The following is a 16,344-nucleotide window of genomic DNA, read 5'->3' on the forward strand; positions in this document are numbered from 1 at the left end:
ATAGTATGGACGGCAATTACTACATGATTCATGATTATCTGATATTCATCGGAGTTTTTGCCATTTTCCTGTTTCTCACCACCAGTATTTATCTTTTCAGCCAGAATCAGAAGCTGAAACAGAGAAATACCAAATTATCGGAAACCAACAAACTTATTGAACAGCGTCTAAATGAAGTCCGGCTGGAGCATATTGGGACAAAGCTGAACCCTCACTTGTTTAAAAACATTCTCAATTCGGTTCAGTCTCATGCTTATCAAACGTATATGTCGCTGGATAAACTGGCCAATGTGCTGGACTATATTTTATACGAAAGCAACAATAAGTATGTCAGCCCGAAAGAGGAGCTCAATTTTGCTTTAAGTCTTATTGAAATTAATAAAATTAAGATCAATCCTCTTTTCGATTTCAGAATCAAATCAAGGATCAACAAGTCTGATTCTCTGTATGAAGAAAAGGTATTTGCTCCGCTAATTTCTGTGGATCTTATTGAAAATGCCTTCAAACATACAGATTTCCTGGCCCAGGACTCTTTTATTTCCATTTATATGGAGCTTGAAAACGGAATTTTCACAATGAAAGTAAGCAATAAAGCTTCGTTAAAGAATATTTTGGAAAAGGAAAAAAGCGGTTTTGGAAGCCAGTCTTTTGATCAAAGGCTTAAGATGATTTACAGCACTTACTACCAGCTGGAAAGAAGTTCAAAAAACGGAGTCTTCACTGCAGAATTAAAAATCAATTTAGGAGAATTCTATGATAAAATGCGTTATTCTGGATGATGAATTACTGGCCATCAGCTACTTAAAACTTCTATGTGAACAGATCGACAATGTAGAGGTGGTAAAAGCATTCAATGATCCCAAAATTTTCCTGAATGAAATAGACAGCATCGACTGTAATCTGTGTATTCTGGATATTGAAATGCCCGGAATGACAGGTCTTCAGGTGGCTGAAATTATTTCAGGCTCAAAAAAAATAATCTTTACCACCGCTTATAAAGAATATGCAGCCGAAGCTTTCGATCTGAATGTGGTAGATTATGTAAGAAAACCTATTAAAAAAGAAAGACTGATCCAGGCCTTTGAAAAAGCCAAAGAACTGGTGGAAAACCCTCCTAAGAAAGACTTCATTGAATGGAATACCAATATCGGAAAAACCGTCATATTCACTGAACAGATCTCTTATATCAAAACTTCTGAAATTGACAGCAGGGATAAAGATATTATCCTCAGCGACGGAACTACCATCGTATTAAAAAACCTGAATTTTAAAAACCTTCTGGAAATGCTTCCGGCCAAAGATTTTGCTCAGGTCAACAAAAAAGAGATCATTGCACTTTCTTCCATTAAAGTATTTTCAACCAACGAAATTATCACGACAATCACCACTGAAGACCACACTTTTCTGAAACTTCAGATTGGAGATACCTATAAAAATTCTTTGATGGAGCTATTCGGGAAATAGATCTTCTTCAAATCTTCAGGGTTTCGTTACAGGATATAAGCTCTTCATTACAACTCCCCTGTTTCAATAGGTAATCCCTTTAACTTTGCATAGAATTAATTGATTTTATAATGAAAAATTGTTTCTATGCTGCAGGACTTCTCATATCCGGTTTGTGCTTTTCTCAGGAAACCTCTTCAAAATTGAAGGTCTCATTTTTTGACGGAATAGCAGTAGCCGGATATGTAGATCATGGTGCTTTCCTCAACTTTACAGGGCCTAACATAAACCTTACTCACAAAAATGTAAAATTTATATTGGGAATGCTTCCTTCCCTGAGAATTAAAGAAGACCATTCTTCCGGAACCAAAAACAGTCCTATTACGCCTACTTTGGGCGCAGGTTTTGCAGTCGTATACAAAAAGATAGCCTTCCAAATCCCGGCTTATTACAATACTAAAACAGCAGATCAGAATGGGAACTGGAGAATAGGCTTCGGACTCGGCTATTCATTCAAATAGATTTTATTACATTTTTTAGAACATTCATTACATTTAAAAAAAAAGAGTATTTAACATAACTATATTCTTATCAACTTTGCATAAAATATTGGAATCATGAATTTGGGGAAATACAAAAATTTAATTTTCTACATTACTACCATCGCAGTCTTTTCGTGTCTGATGTATTATTTCATTATCGAAGGACAGACATTGGAAGTAAAAGAAAATATCGTTGCTAAAACCAGCAGCGGCTCTACCTGGGAGAATTTCCTGGAATCATTTAAAACCAACCTTCACCATCCGCTTGCATTATTATTGGCGCAAATCGTCACAATTATTATGACAGCAAGGCTTTTCGGGTGGATTTGTATGAAAATAAAACAGCCCACTGTAATCGGAGAAATGATTGCAGGTATTGTGCTGGGGCCATCACTCGTGGGAATGTATTTCCCTGAGTTTTCAGCATTTCTTTTCCCAAAAGAATCATTAGGTAATCTTCAGTTTCTGAGTCAGATAGGTCTTATCCTTTTCATGTATATTGTAGGAATGGAGCTGGATCTGAGTGTATTAAGAAAAAAAGCTCATGATGCTGTAGTCATCAGCCATGCGAGTATTATTATTCCTTTTGCTTTGGGAATAGGACTTTCTTATTTTGTTTATCAGGAATTTGCACCGGAGGGTATCCAGTTTACTTCTTTTGCCTTATTCATCGCTATTTCTATGAGTATTACAGCGTTTCCGGTACTGGCAAGAATTGTGCAGGAGAGAAACCTACAGAAAACCAAACTTGGAACTATTGTTATTACCTGTGCGGCTGCAGATGACATTACTGCATGGTGTATTCTTGCTGCAGTAATTGCCATTGTAAAAGCAGGTTCTTTCGCCAGTTCTATCTATGTAATCATTATGGCAATTGCCTATGTATTTTTAATGATTAAAATTGTCAGACCTTTTCTGAAAAGAATTGGAGACCTTCAGGCAGGAAAAAATACAATCAGCAAGCCTATGGTGGCTATTTTCTTTCTGACACTGATTTTGTCTGCATATGCTACTGAAGTAATTGGTATTCATGCGTTATTCGGTGCTTTTATGGCGGGAGCTATTATGCCGGAGAATACGAAATTCCGTACGCTTTTTATTGATAAAGTAGAGGATGTGGCCTTGGTGCTTCTGCTACCGTTGTTCTTTGTATTTACAGGACTTCGTACCCAAATCGGACTTCTGAATGACAGCCATCTATGGATGACGGCAGGATTCATTATTCTGACCGCTGTTCTCGGAAAGTTTGCTGGAAGTGCTCTCACTGCTAGATTTGTAGGGATTAACTGGAAGGAAAGCTTAACGATCGGAGCTCTGATGAATACAAGAGGCCTTATGGAACTTATCGTACTGAATATTGGATATGACCTAGGAGTTTTAAGCCCTGAAATTTTCGCAATGCTCGTGATCATGGCGCTTTTCACCACTTTTATGACAGGGCCTGCCTTAGACTTTATTAATTTTATTTTTAAATCTAAAAAAAATCAAGACGAACCCATTCATGAAAATGATTCCAAGTACCGTGTTCTTCTCTCTTTTGATAAACCGGAATCAGGAAGTACTCTCTTAAAACTGGCTCACAATTTCACTCATAAAATGAATGGCAACAAAAGCATCACCGCCATGAATATTGCTCCGGTAGATGAAATGCATGCCTATGATATCAACGAGTATGAGGATTCACAATTTCAGAATGTGATTGAAACCTCTCATGATCTTAATCTGGAGGTTACTACCCTCTTCAAAGCCTCTACTGATATTGAAAGTGATCTCACTAATATTACCAATAAAGGGCATTATGATCTTTTGCTCATCATGCTTGGAAAATCCATGTATGAAGGAAGTTTATTGGGTCGTTTGCTAGGTTTTACAACGAAGATCATCAATCCAGAAAAACTTCTGAATACGGTAAAAGGTAAAGGAAACATTTTCAACAATTCTCCTTTTGACGATTTTACGCTTCAGATTCTGGACAAAACCAATATTCCTGTGGGAATTTTGGTGGAAAAAGATTTTAAAGCAGCAGATAAAGTATTTGTTCCGATCTTTAATCTGAGTGATTTTTACCTTCTTGAATATGCTAAAAGGCTTATCAACAATAATAATTCTCAAATTATCATTCTGGATGCTGCAGGACAGATCCGAAACAATATTGAGGTGAAAGAACTGATCAGAAGTATTGAGCAGGTTGCTCCTAATCATATCACTCTGTACAATGAGAAAAAGATTGAGAAAGAGTTTCTGAATTCTCAGGATCTGATGCTGATCAGCAGTAAAAGCTGGAAAAACCTGATTGATACAAAAAGTCTTTGGCTTTCTGATATCCCTTCAACATTAATAATTTCAAACCCATAACCCAAATAACACACCGATATTTCTATTTCTACAAGAAGCTGTAAATATTATTCGTTGTCTGTAAAGAAAAAACGGGTATATTTATAGCTTCAATTTCTTGGGACATGCTGATTAACAGTGAAAATGGAGTTATAGAGCTGAAAACCTTCAATACACAGCTTTATCGGAGGATGAGTCTTGATCAGCTGAAGCAGACTGATTTTTATAAAGAAAAGTATCACAACTTCCAGGATGTAAAAACCGGGTATTTTTGGTATTATTTTCACCCTATAGAAATAAAAGGATATCAGGTATCTTTTGGTTTGTGCTTTTTCGGAGATCAGCTGGACACCATCCATATGAACACATGGGAAAATGGTGATGCCAAAGACTGGAATGAATGGACAGAGGAAAAAGAAATGAACGTTTTTCACAGAAACAACACCTTTCTCACCCGGATCCTGGAAATCCCTCCAACCCAAAAAAAGAAAAAACCTTACCCAAGCTGCACCTTCAAGTTTCCCTGGGGAAATGTATGGTCGGTATATGATCCGCGAAGTGCCAGCAGCCTGATGGGAATCAGTTTTAATGAAGAGGATAAAAACAAATAAAAAATAACTTATAACCAAAGAATAAGATCATAGTATGTGCCGATACTCCATGATGGTTTACAAAGGACATTATGCCTGTTTCAACTGCCAGAAAACTTTCAAACGCCGCCACCTAAAAGATGTGGACCGGGATACTAAAACCTCGGTAGAAGCCAAGTGCCCCGAATGCGGAAACCTGATGGCCAATATGGGACTCGATTTTAAATCCCCTCCCAAAAATGACGATAAACAATGGGCTCACATCCGCAATTTGTATACGGTAGGAATCACTTTTCATTCATGTGGATGCTCTGGTCCCGGATATATTCCGCAGGACCGAAAGGCTATTATTGATTATCTGGAAAAAGTTCGTTCAGAGTATATGAAATCTCTCGTATTCTGGAGATACCGGATAGAGCCTGAAAATAAAAAGGAACGGGAACTGGATTATCAAAAGAACAACTCACATCTATGGGCCGTAAGCCGTAATGCTTTCAAAGAAACAGTGACCAATCAGGAAGGAATCAACTATTGGCTCAAAAGAATCAATGAGGTTGAAGAAAGACTTAATATTATCAAAGCAGATAAACCATAGCACTCTTTTAATCCATAAGTTTCAGAAGCCTTTTAAAATCTTCTTTGATCTTTTTCTCCTGCTCATCGGGATAATCCGCACTGAAATTATATCCGCGTCCCGTAGTAGCATTGATTAAAATAACATTTCCGTTTTCAAAATAATTTCGGGTCATTGTAATTTTTGATTTTCTCAAATCAAATGCTTCCGTATCATTATTTTCTTTCATTACTTTAGCATCATAGAAAAGCGGTCGGTTATACCTGTAATCTTTCTCGAAAACAAACGATAGCTGTCCGTTCAGAAGATAATATTCTATCAGTTCCTGCCCCATTTCGCCATAATTTCTGGCAATAACTTTTTCCAGTCCTTTATCTGTATAATAAAATGCAGCCTCCCCTCCTTCTGCCGATTCTCCTTCAATATTTTTCTTTTGAACAGAGGTCCATTTTGTCATGGAATTGATCCTTTTAAAATTGGCCTGAATAGGTTTCAGCCTGTTTTTTAAGCTCTTACTGTTTGTTGTATCCTGTTCGTTGAATGTTTCGTTGATTCTTACAGTATCCTTTGCCTTTGTGGTGAAAAAAACAGATGACTGAGCATTGGACTTCTGAGCATATGCAGAACCCAAACTGATCAATACAATGAAAACTCCGTGTAAGAATCTATTTTTCATGTTTATTGTTTTTTTATAGCTTTAAAATTAATAATAACTTTTGGTTGTACTATAATATTATGAAACCACAAATTCACAAAAGTTTTTATTTGCCTGTTATAAGTTACAAATAACTGTTTTAAAAGTACACAAGCTTTGAAACCCTTATAGCAGCTCAAATTACTACAATACACAATTGGAATGATCAATCTTACCCACACAGCTTGTCATTCTGTAAAGTCTTAGGCAACGATAAAGGCTATTCAGATTCCTACGGAATGACACAATTGCAAGGACCGTCTATCCACACAGTTTGTCATTCCGTAGGAATCCAGCCCGTATTGCATTATTGAAGTATTGGAAAGTCACAATTCTGACAAAAACCTCAACTGAAGACGTAACATTCCCTTCCTCTGGAGGGTGGCGAAAATTCAAAGAATTTTTGATAGGGTAGTTTTGCGGATTGCTTTAAATGCATGTCGTAATTCTACTACAATTTTTAAAATTTAACCCCAAAAATTAATTTCAAATATAGTTTTTTAATAGCTTTATGCGATAATTCACATTGGATGGAAATTGATTTCTTACAATATCAGGTACGAAATGGAGACACGCTGACCTCTATCGCTTCCCGGTTGGGTATGACTGGTGAGGAATTAAAACTGTTTCACAATTCCTGTTGTAAAAGCATGGATAAAGTTTGGCTTGAAAACCTTAACGATGTTGAAAGTATCTTTGTTCCTATCCATTTTAAAACGGAGACAGAAAAAGAACAGGAAAGAAAAAACAGTCTTCCTGCTCAGTTTTCAGATTCATTTCTTGCTAAAACATATGCTGTTAATGAAACTTTTGAAACTCCGTTTGAGTCTCCGGTTAGTATCGATTATATCATTGATCTTAATCTTCGCAAAGAAAGAAACACAGCCCGGCACATTCTGAGCTACAGTCAGAATGATTTTAAATCTAATGGAAATACACCTGATGATAAAGTAAGCAGTTTATCCATTGCCTGTATGAAAAGTATTATGCCTTTTGAGTTTGTGATTGATGAACAGGGTAAAATCACCGGATTTGCAGATCACAAGAAAATTACGGATACTTTTTCCAAACAACGCAAAGAACTTGAGGATTTTTACATAGGTGAAGCTTCTCAAAATTTTATGGATGTATTTGAAAGGAATATTCAGGATGAATCGTTTTTTTTACAGCAGCTTAAGAGTACACTCCTGTTTCAGACTCTGTTTCCCAAAATAGATTGGTTCCAAAGGAAAAAGAATTGGAAAGAACCTTTTTATTTTCTGCAGAATTCATTTCCGGTACAGTGTGAACTCAATATTGAACAGTCAAATGATGATGATGATGATTCTGTTTTGACTATTCTAAACGGTAAAATCACAGAGTTATGTACTTCACAGGAGATCTTACGTGGTATTAAACTTAAAGAATCTGTGTCTGAACCTGCACAGGGAAACATTGTATTAGAATACACTACTCACACAAACAATAAGAATCTTCTTCAGGCTAAAGCTTCGGTTTTACTCAGCCATGAAGAAGTATTTATTCATCAACATCACATCACCATAACACAAGGATAATATGAAAAATTATGTCACACAAAAAGGCGATACCTTCAGTTCACTGGCCCGGCAGTTTAAGCTGAAAAATGAAGGCGTTTTAAAAACCTATCATAATCTCCACTGTCCGCCGGAAGATATCATGCAGGAACCTGTTCCTGGAAAAGCGATTCTTATCCCGGAAGACCCACAGCTTATGGCTGAGGAAACAGAACCTCAGAATATATCTGCATCTTCTCAGGAAGAGTCTACAGAAGATAACATTTCTGGTGAAGAAAATTCCACAGAAGAACCTTCACAAAATGAAGAAGAGTCATCCGGAAAAGCAGAACAAAAAACTAATAAAGAAGAAAAGAAAGGTAAAAAAGAAGACAGTGGTTCCAGCCCTCATGAAGGAAAATATTTCGTTGTGCAGAAAGGAACTGTGCAATGCAATCAGGGATTTAAATTCCCAAAATTTAAAGTAACCAGCCACCAGAAACATTACTGGAATGACGGAGAAGGACAGGCGGATTATCTGGCTGTAACAGAAGATGATCTTCAGCTTGATCCTGCGGCACAACCATTCGGACAGTGTAAACTTAAACCCACTTCCGGAGGATACCTTCCCTGTGCTTACGCTCCTGCGGGAAAATGGCAGAAGACTTACGAAAAAGTAAAAGTCATGGAAAAAAGCTGCCTTACAGAAATTTCAGAACTTATGTGCAGTACAGGAGGAAAGATAACTATTCTCAAGCACGGACAGCAAAGTGAGACCGGAAAAAGCCATGTTGCAAAAGCAAACACACAGGAACAGCAGGTTTATAATCCCGTTGTGGATTTTGATGAATTCAAGGAAGATACAAAAGGAACAGATGAACCCTATTACAGCTAAGCCATGACAGGAAATATTATCGGGAATCAAAATCCTCTGGTAGGAACAACTTACTCCTACGAAGTAAAACCTTCCATCCTATCATTTGGACTGAAAGGTGAATATGAATGGTATCTTTATAAGAAACAAAAAAACGGGATCTGGAAAGACATCACCAGCCAACCTAAAAAGGGCGAAAAAGTAACCTACAAATTTGGAGAAATAGCGCTGGGAATAGAATTTCAAATGAAAGTCTACGAGACTAAAAAAGGTATTTTACCCGGACTTCCCACAACTAAAGAATTGGTTGCCAATATTATATTAATACCTACCAGTAATAAAGTTTCAAAAATAGATAAAGTAGTGCTCTTCAACAGAGGAGGAACGAACGTCAACAAAGCCAGTTATCGTGATACCCTGATTGCTCAGGCTCACTGCATCGCTATGTTTAATAAAGAGATCGAGTTTCATCTTTGGGAAGATGATGCTCCTGGAAAAGGTCATGATGCTGTCATCAATAAAAACAATCGTCATACACGCAGCTACAAAGCTTTGGTCAATGCAAAAGGTATTGCAGAAGTACAGATACCTCTGATGTCTGATGAAAAAATCCTTCGTCAGGTTGCTAACCAGTTTGTAATGAAAGGTGACAAAGGTGAAGGTGCCAACCATGAATATTATGTAACAGCCACTTACTCCGGAAAAATCCAGGGAGCCAGTCAGGTGAATGTAGATGTGGCCAATCCTGATTATAAAGGACAGCCTCAAAACCAACCCAAACCTAAGCCTCAACCCGGCACACAGACCCCAAAATTTCCTACAAAACAAGGAGGTGGTCCCAAACAACCTGATCCTAAGGGTAATATTATAGAAGCTGTTTTCATTGATGATACCGGAAATGAACTCTCCAAAGTAGCTGTAGGAGATAAAATAAGAATAAGAATCCACTCCAAAAACATGGTGGAGAAGCATATCCAATATGTAATCTGGGAGTATGATACGGCTTCCAACGATGAAGTATTCAGAAGTGGGAATATTAAAATATCAGCCGATATACATGATACTTCAGGATTTATCATTACCAAAGATATTTTTGGAAAAGGAGTAGACTCCCCTATCGGCGATCCGGATTCTGATAAACAAAATTATTTTATAGAAATTATCTCCAAAGATCTTTCTGCAGAATCTCAGAAATTTGGGGTAAATTCGGAAGGGCTGATGGAAGTGGAGAAGGTGAAGAGTGCAGCGGGGGTGCAGAAGACGCAAGATCCGAAACCAGAAACCGGAAAATGCCCGAATTGTGATAAACCCGTAACAGCAGATGATTTAAAGACCATCTTCCCTAATGCCTCGGAAGCCAACAGGAAAATTGTTGCAGACACGTATACCAAATATATGAAGGATTTGGGAATGAATACATGTTGGAACAAGGCTCATTTCTTCGCACAGGCAAAAATAGAATCAGGTGATGCTCTATCATTGAAAGAAGGAGAAGGTTTCAATTATTACTGGGAATCTTTAATTGGTACATTTGGTGCATTTAAAACTAAAGAAGGTAGAGAAAAAGCAAAACTTTGGGGGCGAGCAATAAGAGATAGAAGAGATCCTAAAGCAGTTGATGTTCCAAGAGAAACACAGATAAAAATTGCAAATTATGCATATTCTCCTCCAGCGGCCAAGGCTAAAGAGCTAGAAAACACAGACCCAAATGATGGTTGGAACTATAGAGGTAGAGGTTTAATACAGGTTACAGGAAAAGGATTTTATAAGTATTGTAATCCTTATACATTAAAATATAATAATATTGACGTTATAAAAAATCCTGATGCTATTGGACAAAGTATAGATTTAGCAGTATCAAGTGGAATGATTTTTTTCAAATGGAAAAGTATCAATACACTAGCTAATACTACAAAAGATGTAAAAGGTAAGATATGCCCTTTAGTAGGAAAAAATGCTGATAAAACCATTGGAAATAAGAAATCTACAAATTATGATGAAAAACAAAAAGCATTTACTAACATTACATCATTAGTTTTTAAAATTGATTCCTGTAAATTTGGTAAAGGTGATGAGCCTAAAAAACAAAAAGGAAAGTATGCAACGTACGATTCAAAATATACAGCTGATGATACAACAATTTACATTGATGTAATAGTACCAAGTGATAGAAAAAAAGAAGGACTTCTTGTCTTTTTCGACAATACTGGTATATTACATAAATGCTATGTTTTAGGCTTAGGAACTGGTGGAGAAGATAGATACACTAATGGTGGATATGGAAACGTTCCTAATGGATTGTGGAAAACTAAACAAGAACTGAATGAACCTAATGCCAATGGCCAGCCATATCCCAACTCTGGTGTTTCTTTTGGAAATCATGGAACAATTCGCCTAAGTCCAAAAGCAGGAGATGCACTAAATGCCTCTAGTCGCTCAGGAATTTTATTGCATTGTGGACATACAATCGGTGATGGAAAAAAGGGATTAACAGATAATGGGGCTCTTATGGTAACACATGGATGCTTAAGAGTTTATAATAAAGACATGCCTACCATTCAAAAGATATATACAGAGCAAGCTAAAAAAGGTAAGACTATATATATATACGTAGAAGAAACTACTGATTTAAAAGCAATGTTTACCAATTATGGTACTGTACCAGATCCAAAAGATACAGTAATTAGAAAAAATAAAAAATATGATCCACAATAAAAAAATCAGAAAAACAGTATTCTTAACTATGTCAATACTGACAATTAATTCCTGTCATTCACAAGAAAAAGAAAATACAATGGATAAAAAAGAAACTGAAATAATTGAAAGTTATTTCACCCATCATAAATTCAAAAATACCAAGGAAAATTTTGATAAAATAAACGTCGATCTACTTGGCATTAAGCCTGATAAGCTTCAAGACGGATATAATGATATTTTAATATTCAATGAACCTACAAATTATCAGATATCAAAGGAAGGAAAATATATTAAAATAGGTAATGATATTCTACCTGATTTAGATAATGTCAAAGCAAGTATAAATAGTAATCAAAAACATCCTTATTTTGATGAATTATTAACTCTGAATAAAATTATTTATCAGAATGATTTGACATCAATCTTGAATATATCATCTAAAAATCCGGATCTTGCACTCGATTTAGTAGTTATGTTTAACTATGAAAAAAATGAAGCCCTTTTTAACTCTGCTGTTAGAAATATCCAAAGCTGGGATGATATCGAACAAAGTTCTAGACTATCATTTGTATTCTATAATAACACTACGAATTCATTTAAAATTAGAGAAAAGTTATTAGAAAGTTTAAAACCCAAAGATTCATTTCTGTATGCATTAACATTTTATTTAGCTGATAATAAAGACAATATCATAAAAACAAATGGTATTACACCTACTTCAGTAGAAAAGGCTATTGCCTATCTCTTACAACTTGGTTTTACCGGTAAGGAAAATGTTGATATTCAATCCGACAAATCATACTTATTATTAAATAATGTCTATGTTTCTCATCCAGAATTAAAGGACTCTTTTCAAAAAAACAAATATTATGGTTATCCATCTCTTGAAAAATATTCCAAAGATTATGGACTTTTACAAGAAGATAATCAAGAAAAAACATATTCAATAATAATAGATCCTGATGGTTTCACTAACCTAAGAAAAGAAAAAAATACATCATCTCAAATTCTTCAAAAAATTAAAACCGGAGAACAGGTTGAAGTTTTAGACTCAAACGGAGATTGGTGGTTGGTAGTTTCTAAAGAAGGTAAAAAAGGATATGTTCATAAAAGCAGGATAAAATCTGAATAAATAACTTGACCAAATAATGAAATCCTTTTCGACCTTATTATTTATGATATTTTCTCTCTGTGTCTGCAAAGGTCAAAAAGAGAAAGATAATTATATAAATTTTCTGGATGCAAAATATCAAACAAATGGTTTCTTCATTCCAGATATCTCCAATCCATATCCAACATATACCTATTCAGATAAAAAAATAGGTGTTTTTAGTGTGGATTTTATAGGAAAAAAGTATGAAACTCAATATTTTTGGAGCCCTAATAATTCAAAAGGTTATTTTTCAAAATCTACCAATCCTGAAAATGAGGCCCAAAACTCAAATGCTATAAAGAATCTTATTAAAGAAAATGATTACTATGTAGTTGCCTCATATCTACCAAATAAATTCATTACTTATACAGGAGGACAAGATGGAGAATTTGAACCAAAACAAAATGCAAAAACAACTTTCTATTTATATGAAGACAGAAAATGGAAACAAATAGGAGAAATAGAAACTTCAAAGATTCCAGAAGATATTTTAGCTTTTGAAACTAATCTTATTAAGAGATTGCAAACTTCTAAAAATAAATAGTTAGTCCTTTAACAAAACCAATTAATCTCATCTATATATAATTTAGAAAAGAAATTTCGTTTCATTTGAAAAATATTTTTACCTTTGCTACGTGAATTTTAACAACGGAACATATTATTATAGAATTTTTACCTCAGCTCTGGGATAGGGATTCTTATGAATATAATTTAAAACCTCGTCCTAGGGACGAGGTTTTTTTATTTAAAAAATAGAGAAAGATGAAAATAAGTATTATTGGAGTAGGATTAATTGGTGGTTCGATGGCTTTGAAATTAAGAGAGAAAAATATCGCCAACTTCATCTACGGAATCGATAACAATACACAGCATATCAGTGATGCATTAGAGCTTAAGATTATTGATGCCGGAGTAGATCTTGAGCATGGAATTAAAAATTCGGATCTGATTATTCTTGCCATTCCTGTAGATGCTGCCAGAAAACTGTTGCCTTCTGTTCTTGATCTTGTGTCTGATCAGCAGACTGTAATGGATGCAGGTTCTACGAAAGCAGGGATTGTAAATGCTGTAAAAGACCATCCGAAACGCTCAAGGTTTGTCGCTTTCCACCCGATGTGGGGAACAGAAAATAACGGTCCTAAATCCGCTATTGCAGAAAGTTTCTCCGGAAAAGCTGGTGTAATCTGCAACAAAGAAGAATCCGCAGAAGATGCGTTGAACATTGTTGAACAAGTGGTTAACGCTCTTGATATGCACATGATCTATATGGATGCAGAAGATCATGATGTCCATACCGCTTATATTTCCCATATTTCACACATTACATCTTATGCCCTTGCTAACACAGTATTGGAAAAAGAACGTGAGGAGGAAACTATTTTTCAGCTTGCTAGTTCCGGTTTTTCAAGCACGGTACGTCTTGCCAAGTCGCATCCTGAAATGTGGGTTCCTATTTTTAAACAAAACAAAGAAAATGTGCTGGATGTTCTGAACGAACATATTTCCCAGCTCAGAAAATTCAAATCTGCCCTTGAAAAAGAGAATTATGAATACCTTGAAGAGCTGATCACCAATGCCAACAGAATCAGAGGAATTTTAAGGTAAGCAATTCCACACGATACTAAAAGCCCGACGGTTTTTACTTTTATTTTATTAAGAAACCCTTAGACATTACTGACTAAGGGTTTTATTTTTAACACAGTGTTATTTATATTAACATTCCGGAACGTTGACTGCGATTGCCAGCCCGCCTTCCGAAGTTTCTTTAAAACGGTCACTCATGGACTGAGCAGTCTCCCACATCGTAAGAATCACCTCATCCAATGTTACTTTTGCTTTGGTAGGGTCACTTTCCAGTGCAATATTGGCTGCAGTAATCGCTTTCATAGCGCCCATTGTATTTCTTTCAATACATGGAATCTGCACCAGCCCTTTGATCGGGTCACAGGTTAATCCAAGGTGATGTTCCATTGCTATTTCAGCTGCCATCAATACCTGTCCTACACTTCCACCCAAAATCTCCGTAAGTCCGGCTGCTGCCATTGCGGAAGACACCCCGATTTCGGCCTGACATCCTCCCATCGCTGCAGAAATAGTCGCATTTTTCTTGAATAATGTCCCGATTTCTCCTGCTACAAGCAAGAATCTTATAATATCTTCTTCACTTGTAAAGGGTGTAAATGCCTGAGAATACATCAATACTGCCGGAATTACTCCACTCGCTCCATTGGTAGGTGCAGTAATAATTCTTCCGAAACTTGCATTTTCTTCATTCACTGCCAATGCAAAACACGCAATCCATTTGTTGATATTGGTGAAGTTCTCTTCAGCGTCTACAACCTGCTGGAACCATTCATCCTTATTCTTATAAATTTTATCTCCCAACAGCTTTCTGTTGATTCCTGCGGCTCTTCGGGTAACATTCAGCCCGCCCGGAAGAATTCCTTCTTTATTAACACCTTTATAAATACATTCTTTGATCTGCTGCCAGATGTAAAGCGCTTCCTGTCTCGTTTCTTCCTGAGTTCTCCAGCTTTCCTCATTCATGAAAATCAAATCTGAAATTTTATCAAATCCCAGCTTTTCACAATATTTTGCAATATCCGAAGCCTTATGACAGGGATACAATGTACGTACACACTGCTTTTGAATTGAGTTTTTTTCCTGACTGGCAATGAAACCACCTCCTACAGAATAAAAATCCTGCACCAACTCTGTCCCATCTTCAAAAACAGCTCTGAAGATCATTCCGTTCGGGTGAAAATCAAGGCTCTTTTTCATATTTAAAATCAAATGATGCCCGTAGATAAATGGAATAATTTTCTCCCCTCCCAGATTAAGGGTTTGAGTACTTTTGATATATTCTATTTTCTCATCAATTTTTGAAGTGTTGATCGTCTTAAAATCTTCTCCATTCAAACCAAGCATTCCGGCAATATCAGTTCCGTGCCCAATTCCCGTTTTTGCGAGTGAGCCAAAAAATTCAAGAAAAACCTCTTTAACTTCTTCGATTGATCTTTCTCTTTTTATAATCCTGATAAATGCAGCAGCTGCATTCCAAGGTCCCATCGTATGCGAACTGGATGGGCCTATCCCTACTTTAATAATCTCAAAAACCGATATTGATTCCATAAATGATTCGTCATTTTCCTCAAAAACAAAGATACATGATAAATCCTAATATATGCATAGCAAAATCCCAGATTTATTTGGTTTTGGCAGCCCATAAAATAAGTATTTTTGTAAATGAGCTGATCCTGTGAATTTCAATCAAATATATCATTACACAGTTCTTTTTAATCATTTTTTTAAATGGAAACATTAATTAAAAACATTTTACAACATGTCAAACTAAGTCCTGAAGAAATAGCTGCCTGTAAAAGTTTCTGGACAGAAAGAACATTGGAAAAAGGTGATTTTCTATTAAGAAACGGGGAAATCTGCCGCTATGACAGTTATATCATTTCAGGTGTTTTAAAAGCTTTCTGCATCAATGAAGACAACGGAAATGAAGAAATTCTCTTTTTAGCCATTGATCATTGGTGGGCAACAGATATTGCCAGTTTCTCAAAACAAAAACCTTCCATTTATAATATACAGGCGGTGGAAAAAACAAAGCTCTTACAGATCAGCCACCAGTCTTTTCAAAAAATGCTGAAGGACATTCCATCCTTGGAAAAATACTTCAGAATTATTCTGGAAGGCTATCTTGGAACCCTTGAAAAAAGAGTTGTATTCAATCACATGTACAAAGCCGAACAAAAGTATTATGATTTCCTGGATACTTATCCTGATATTTCATCGAGAGTTCCTCAGTATCTGATTGCATCCTATTTGGGAGTTTCTGCAGAATTTATCAGCAGAATCCGGAAAAAAAATAAATCCTCTTGAACTAGATCAATTTTTCAGGATTAAATAATCAGGAATTT

The 16,344-nt window shown here is 35.9% G+C and carries 15 protein-coding genes; 13 read left to right on the forward strand and 2 right to left on the reverse strand.

What is annotated here, in order from left to right; all coding sequences use genetic code 11:
- The first annotated feature begins 5 nt into the window (after positions 1-5).
- The 6 genes from SFA27_RS16355 (at position 6) to SFA27_RS16380 (ending at position 5,504) form a co-directional block, all read left to right on the forward strand.
- Positions 6-779, forward strand: a complete 774-nt coding sequence (locus SFA27_RS16355) for a histidine kinase (RefSeq protein ID WP_081995478.1) — start codon at positions 6-8, stop codon at positions 777-779.
- Entirely contained in the window at positions 754-1,464 is a 711-nt protein-coding gene (locus SFA27_RS16360) for a LytR/AlgR family response regulator transcription factor (RefSeq protein WP_407293567.1), read from the forward strand. The genes SFA27_RS16355 and SFA27_RS16360 overlap by 26 nt, the downstream gene beginning before the upstream one ends.
- A 110-nt stretch (positions 1,465-1,574) precedes the next feature.
- Positions 1,575-1,964, forward strand: coding sequence for a hypothetical protein (locus tag SFA27_RS16365; RefSeq protein WP_407293570.1), 390 nt, complete (start codon positions 1,575-1,577; stop codon positions 1,962-1,964).
- A gap of 96 nt (positions 1,965-2,060) precedes the next feature.
- A complete protein-coding gene (locus tag SFA27_RS16370) occupies positions 2,061-4,340 on the forward strand; it encodes a cation:proton antiporter (protein WP_047377079.1) in 2,280 nt (759 codons plus the stop codon).
- A gap of 104 nt (positions 4,341-4,444) precedes the next feature.
- The gene (locus tag SFA27_RS16375; protein WP_407293573.1) at positions 4,445-4,930 is read left to right on the forward strand and encodes a hypothetical protein; all 486 of its coding nucleotides are present in this window, start codon (positions 4,445-4,447) and stop codon (positions 4,928-4,930) included.
- A 49-nt stretch (positions 4,931-4,979) separates the two neighbouring features.
- Positions 4,980-5,504 carry a hypothetical protein gene (locus tag SFA27_RS16380; RefSeq protein ID WP_407293576.1) on the forward strand — a complete coding sequence of 175 codons (525 nt, stop codon included), beginning with the start codon at positions 4,980-4,982 and terminating at the stop codon, positions 5,502-5,504.
- Between the two features lie 7 nt (positions 5,505-5,511).
- On the opposite strand, the gene SFA27_RS16385 is transcribed toward SFA27_RS16380, so the two are convergent.
- Complete coding sequence (locus SFA27_RS16385; RefSeq protein WP_407293579.1) at positions 5,512-6,159, reverse strand: hypothetical protein; 648 nt, start codon at positions 6,157-6,159, stop codon at positions 5,512-5,514.
- 548 nt (positions 6,160-6,707) lie between these two features.
- Here SFA27_RS16385 and SFA27_RS16390 point away from each other — a divergent pair.
- From SFA27_RS16390 to SFA27_RS16415, 6 genes are all read left to right on the forward strand, one after another.
- Positions 6,708-7,733, forward strand: coding sequence for a LysM peptidoglycan-binding domain-containing protein (locus SFA27_RS16390; RefSeq protein ID WP_407293581.1), 1,026 nt, complete (start codon positions 6,708-6,710; stop codon positions 7,731-7,733).
- Position 7,734: 1 nt separating this feature from the next.
- Positions 7,735-8,586, forward strand: coding sequence for a DUF4280 domain-containing protein (locus SFA27_RS16395; RefSeq protein WP_407293583.1), 852 nt, complete (start codon positions 7,735-7,737; stop codon positions 8,584-8,586).
- Between the two features lie 3 nt (positions 8,587-8,589).
- The gene (locus tag SFA27_RS16400; RefSeq protein WP_407293585.1) at positions 8,590-11,280 is read left to right on the forward strand and encodes a hypothetical protein; all 2,691 of its coding nucleotides are present in this window, start codon (positions 8,590-8,592) and stop codon (positions 11,278-11,280) included.
- A gap of 79 nt (positions 11,281-11,359) precedes the next feature.
- Positions 11,360-12,394, forward strand: coding sequence for an SH3 domain-containing protein (locus SFA27_RS16405; RefSeq protein ID WP_407293587.1), 1,035 nt, complete (start codon positions 11,360-11,362; stop codon positions 12,392-12,394).
- Between the two features lie 16 nt (positions 12,395-12,410).
- On the forward strand, positions 12,411-12,959 hold the full coding sequence (locus SFA27_RS16410; protein WP_407293589.1) for a hypothetical protein: 549 nt from the start codon (positions 12,411-12,413) through the stop codon (positions 12,957-12,959).
- Between the two features lie 218 nt (positions 12,960-13,177).
- Positions 13,178-14,020, forward strand: a complete 843-nt coding sequence (locus SFA27_RS16415) for a prephenate dehydrogenase (RefSeq protein WP_407293591.1) — start codon at positions 13,178-13,180, stop codon at positions 14,018-14,020.
- Positions 14,021-14,128: 108 nt separating this feature from the next.
- Here the strand turns inward: SFA27_RS16415 and SFA27_RS16420 are convergent, their stop codons facing one another.
- A complete protein-coding gene (locus SFA27_RS16420; RefSeq protein WP_407293593.1) occupies positions 14,129-15,547 on the reverse strand; it encodes an L-serine ammonia-lyase in 1,419 nt (472 codons plus the stop codon).
- Between the two features lie 180 nt (positions 15,548-15,727).
- On the opposite strand from SFA27_RS16420, the gene SFA27_RS16425 reads away from it, so the two are divergent.
- Positions 15,728-16,306 carry a Crp/Fnr family transcriptional regulator gene (locus tag SFA27_RS16425; protein WP_407293595.1) on the forward strand — a complete coding sequence of 193 codons (579 nt, stop codon included), beginning with the start codon at positions 15,728-15,730 and terminating at the stop codon, positions 16,304-16,306.
- Positions 16,307-16,344: the final 38 nt, after the last annotated feature.

Origin of the sequence: Chryseobacterium sp. HR92, from assembly GCF_045689405.1 — a bacterium.
GTDB classification, from domain to species: domain Bacteria; phylum Bacteroidota; class Bacteroidia; order Flavobacteriales; family Weeksellaceae; genus Chryseobacterium; species Chryseobacterium viscerum_A.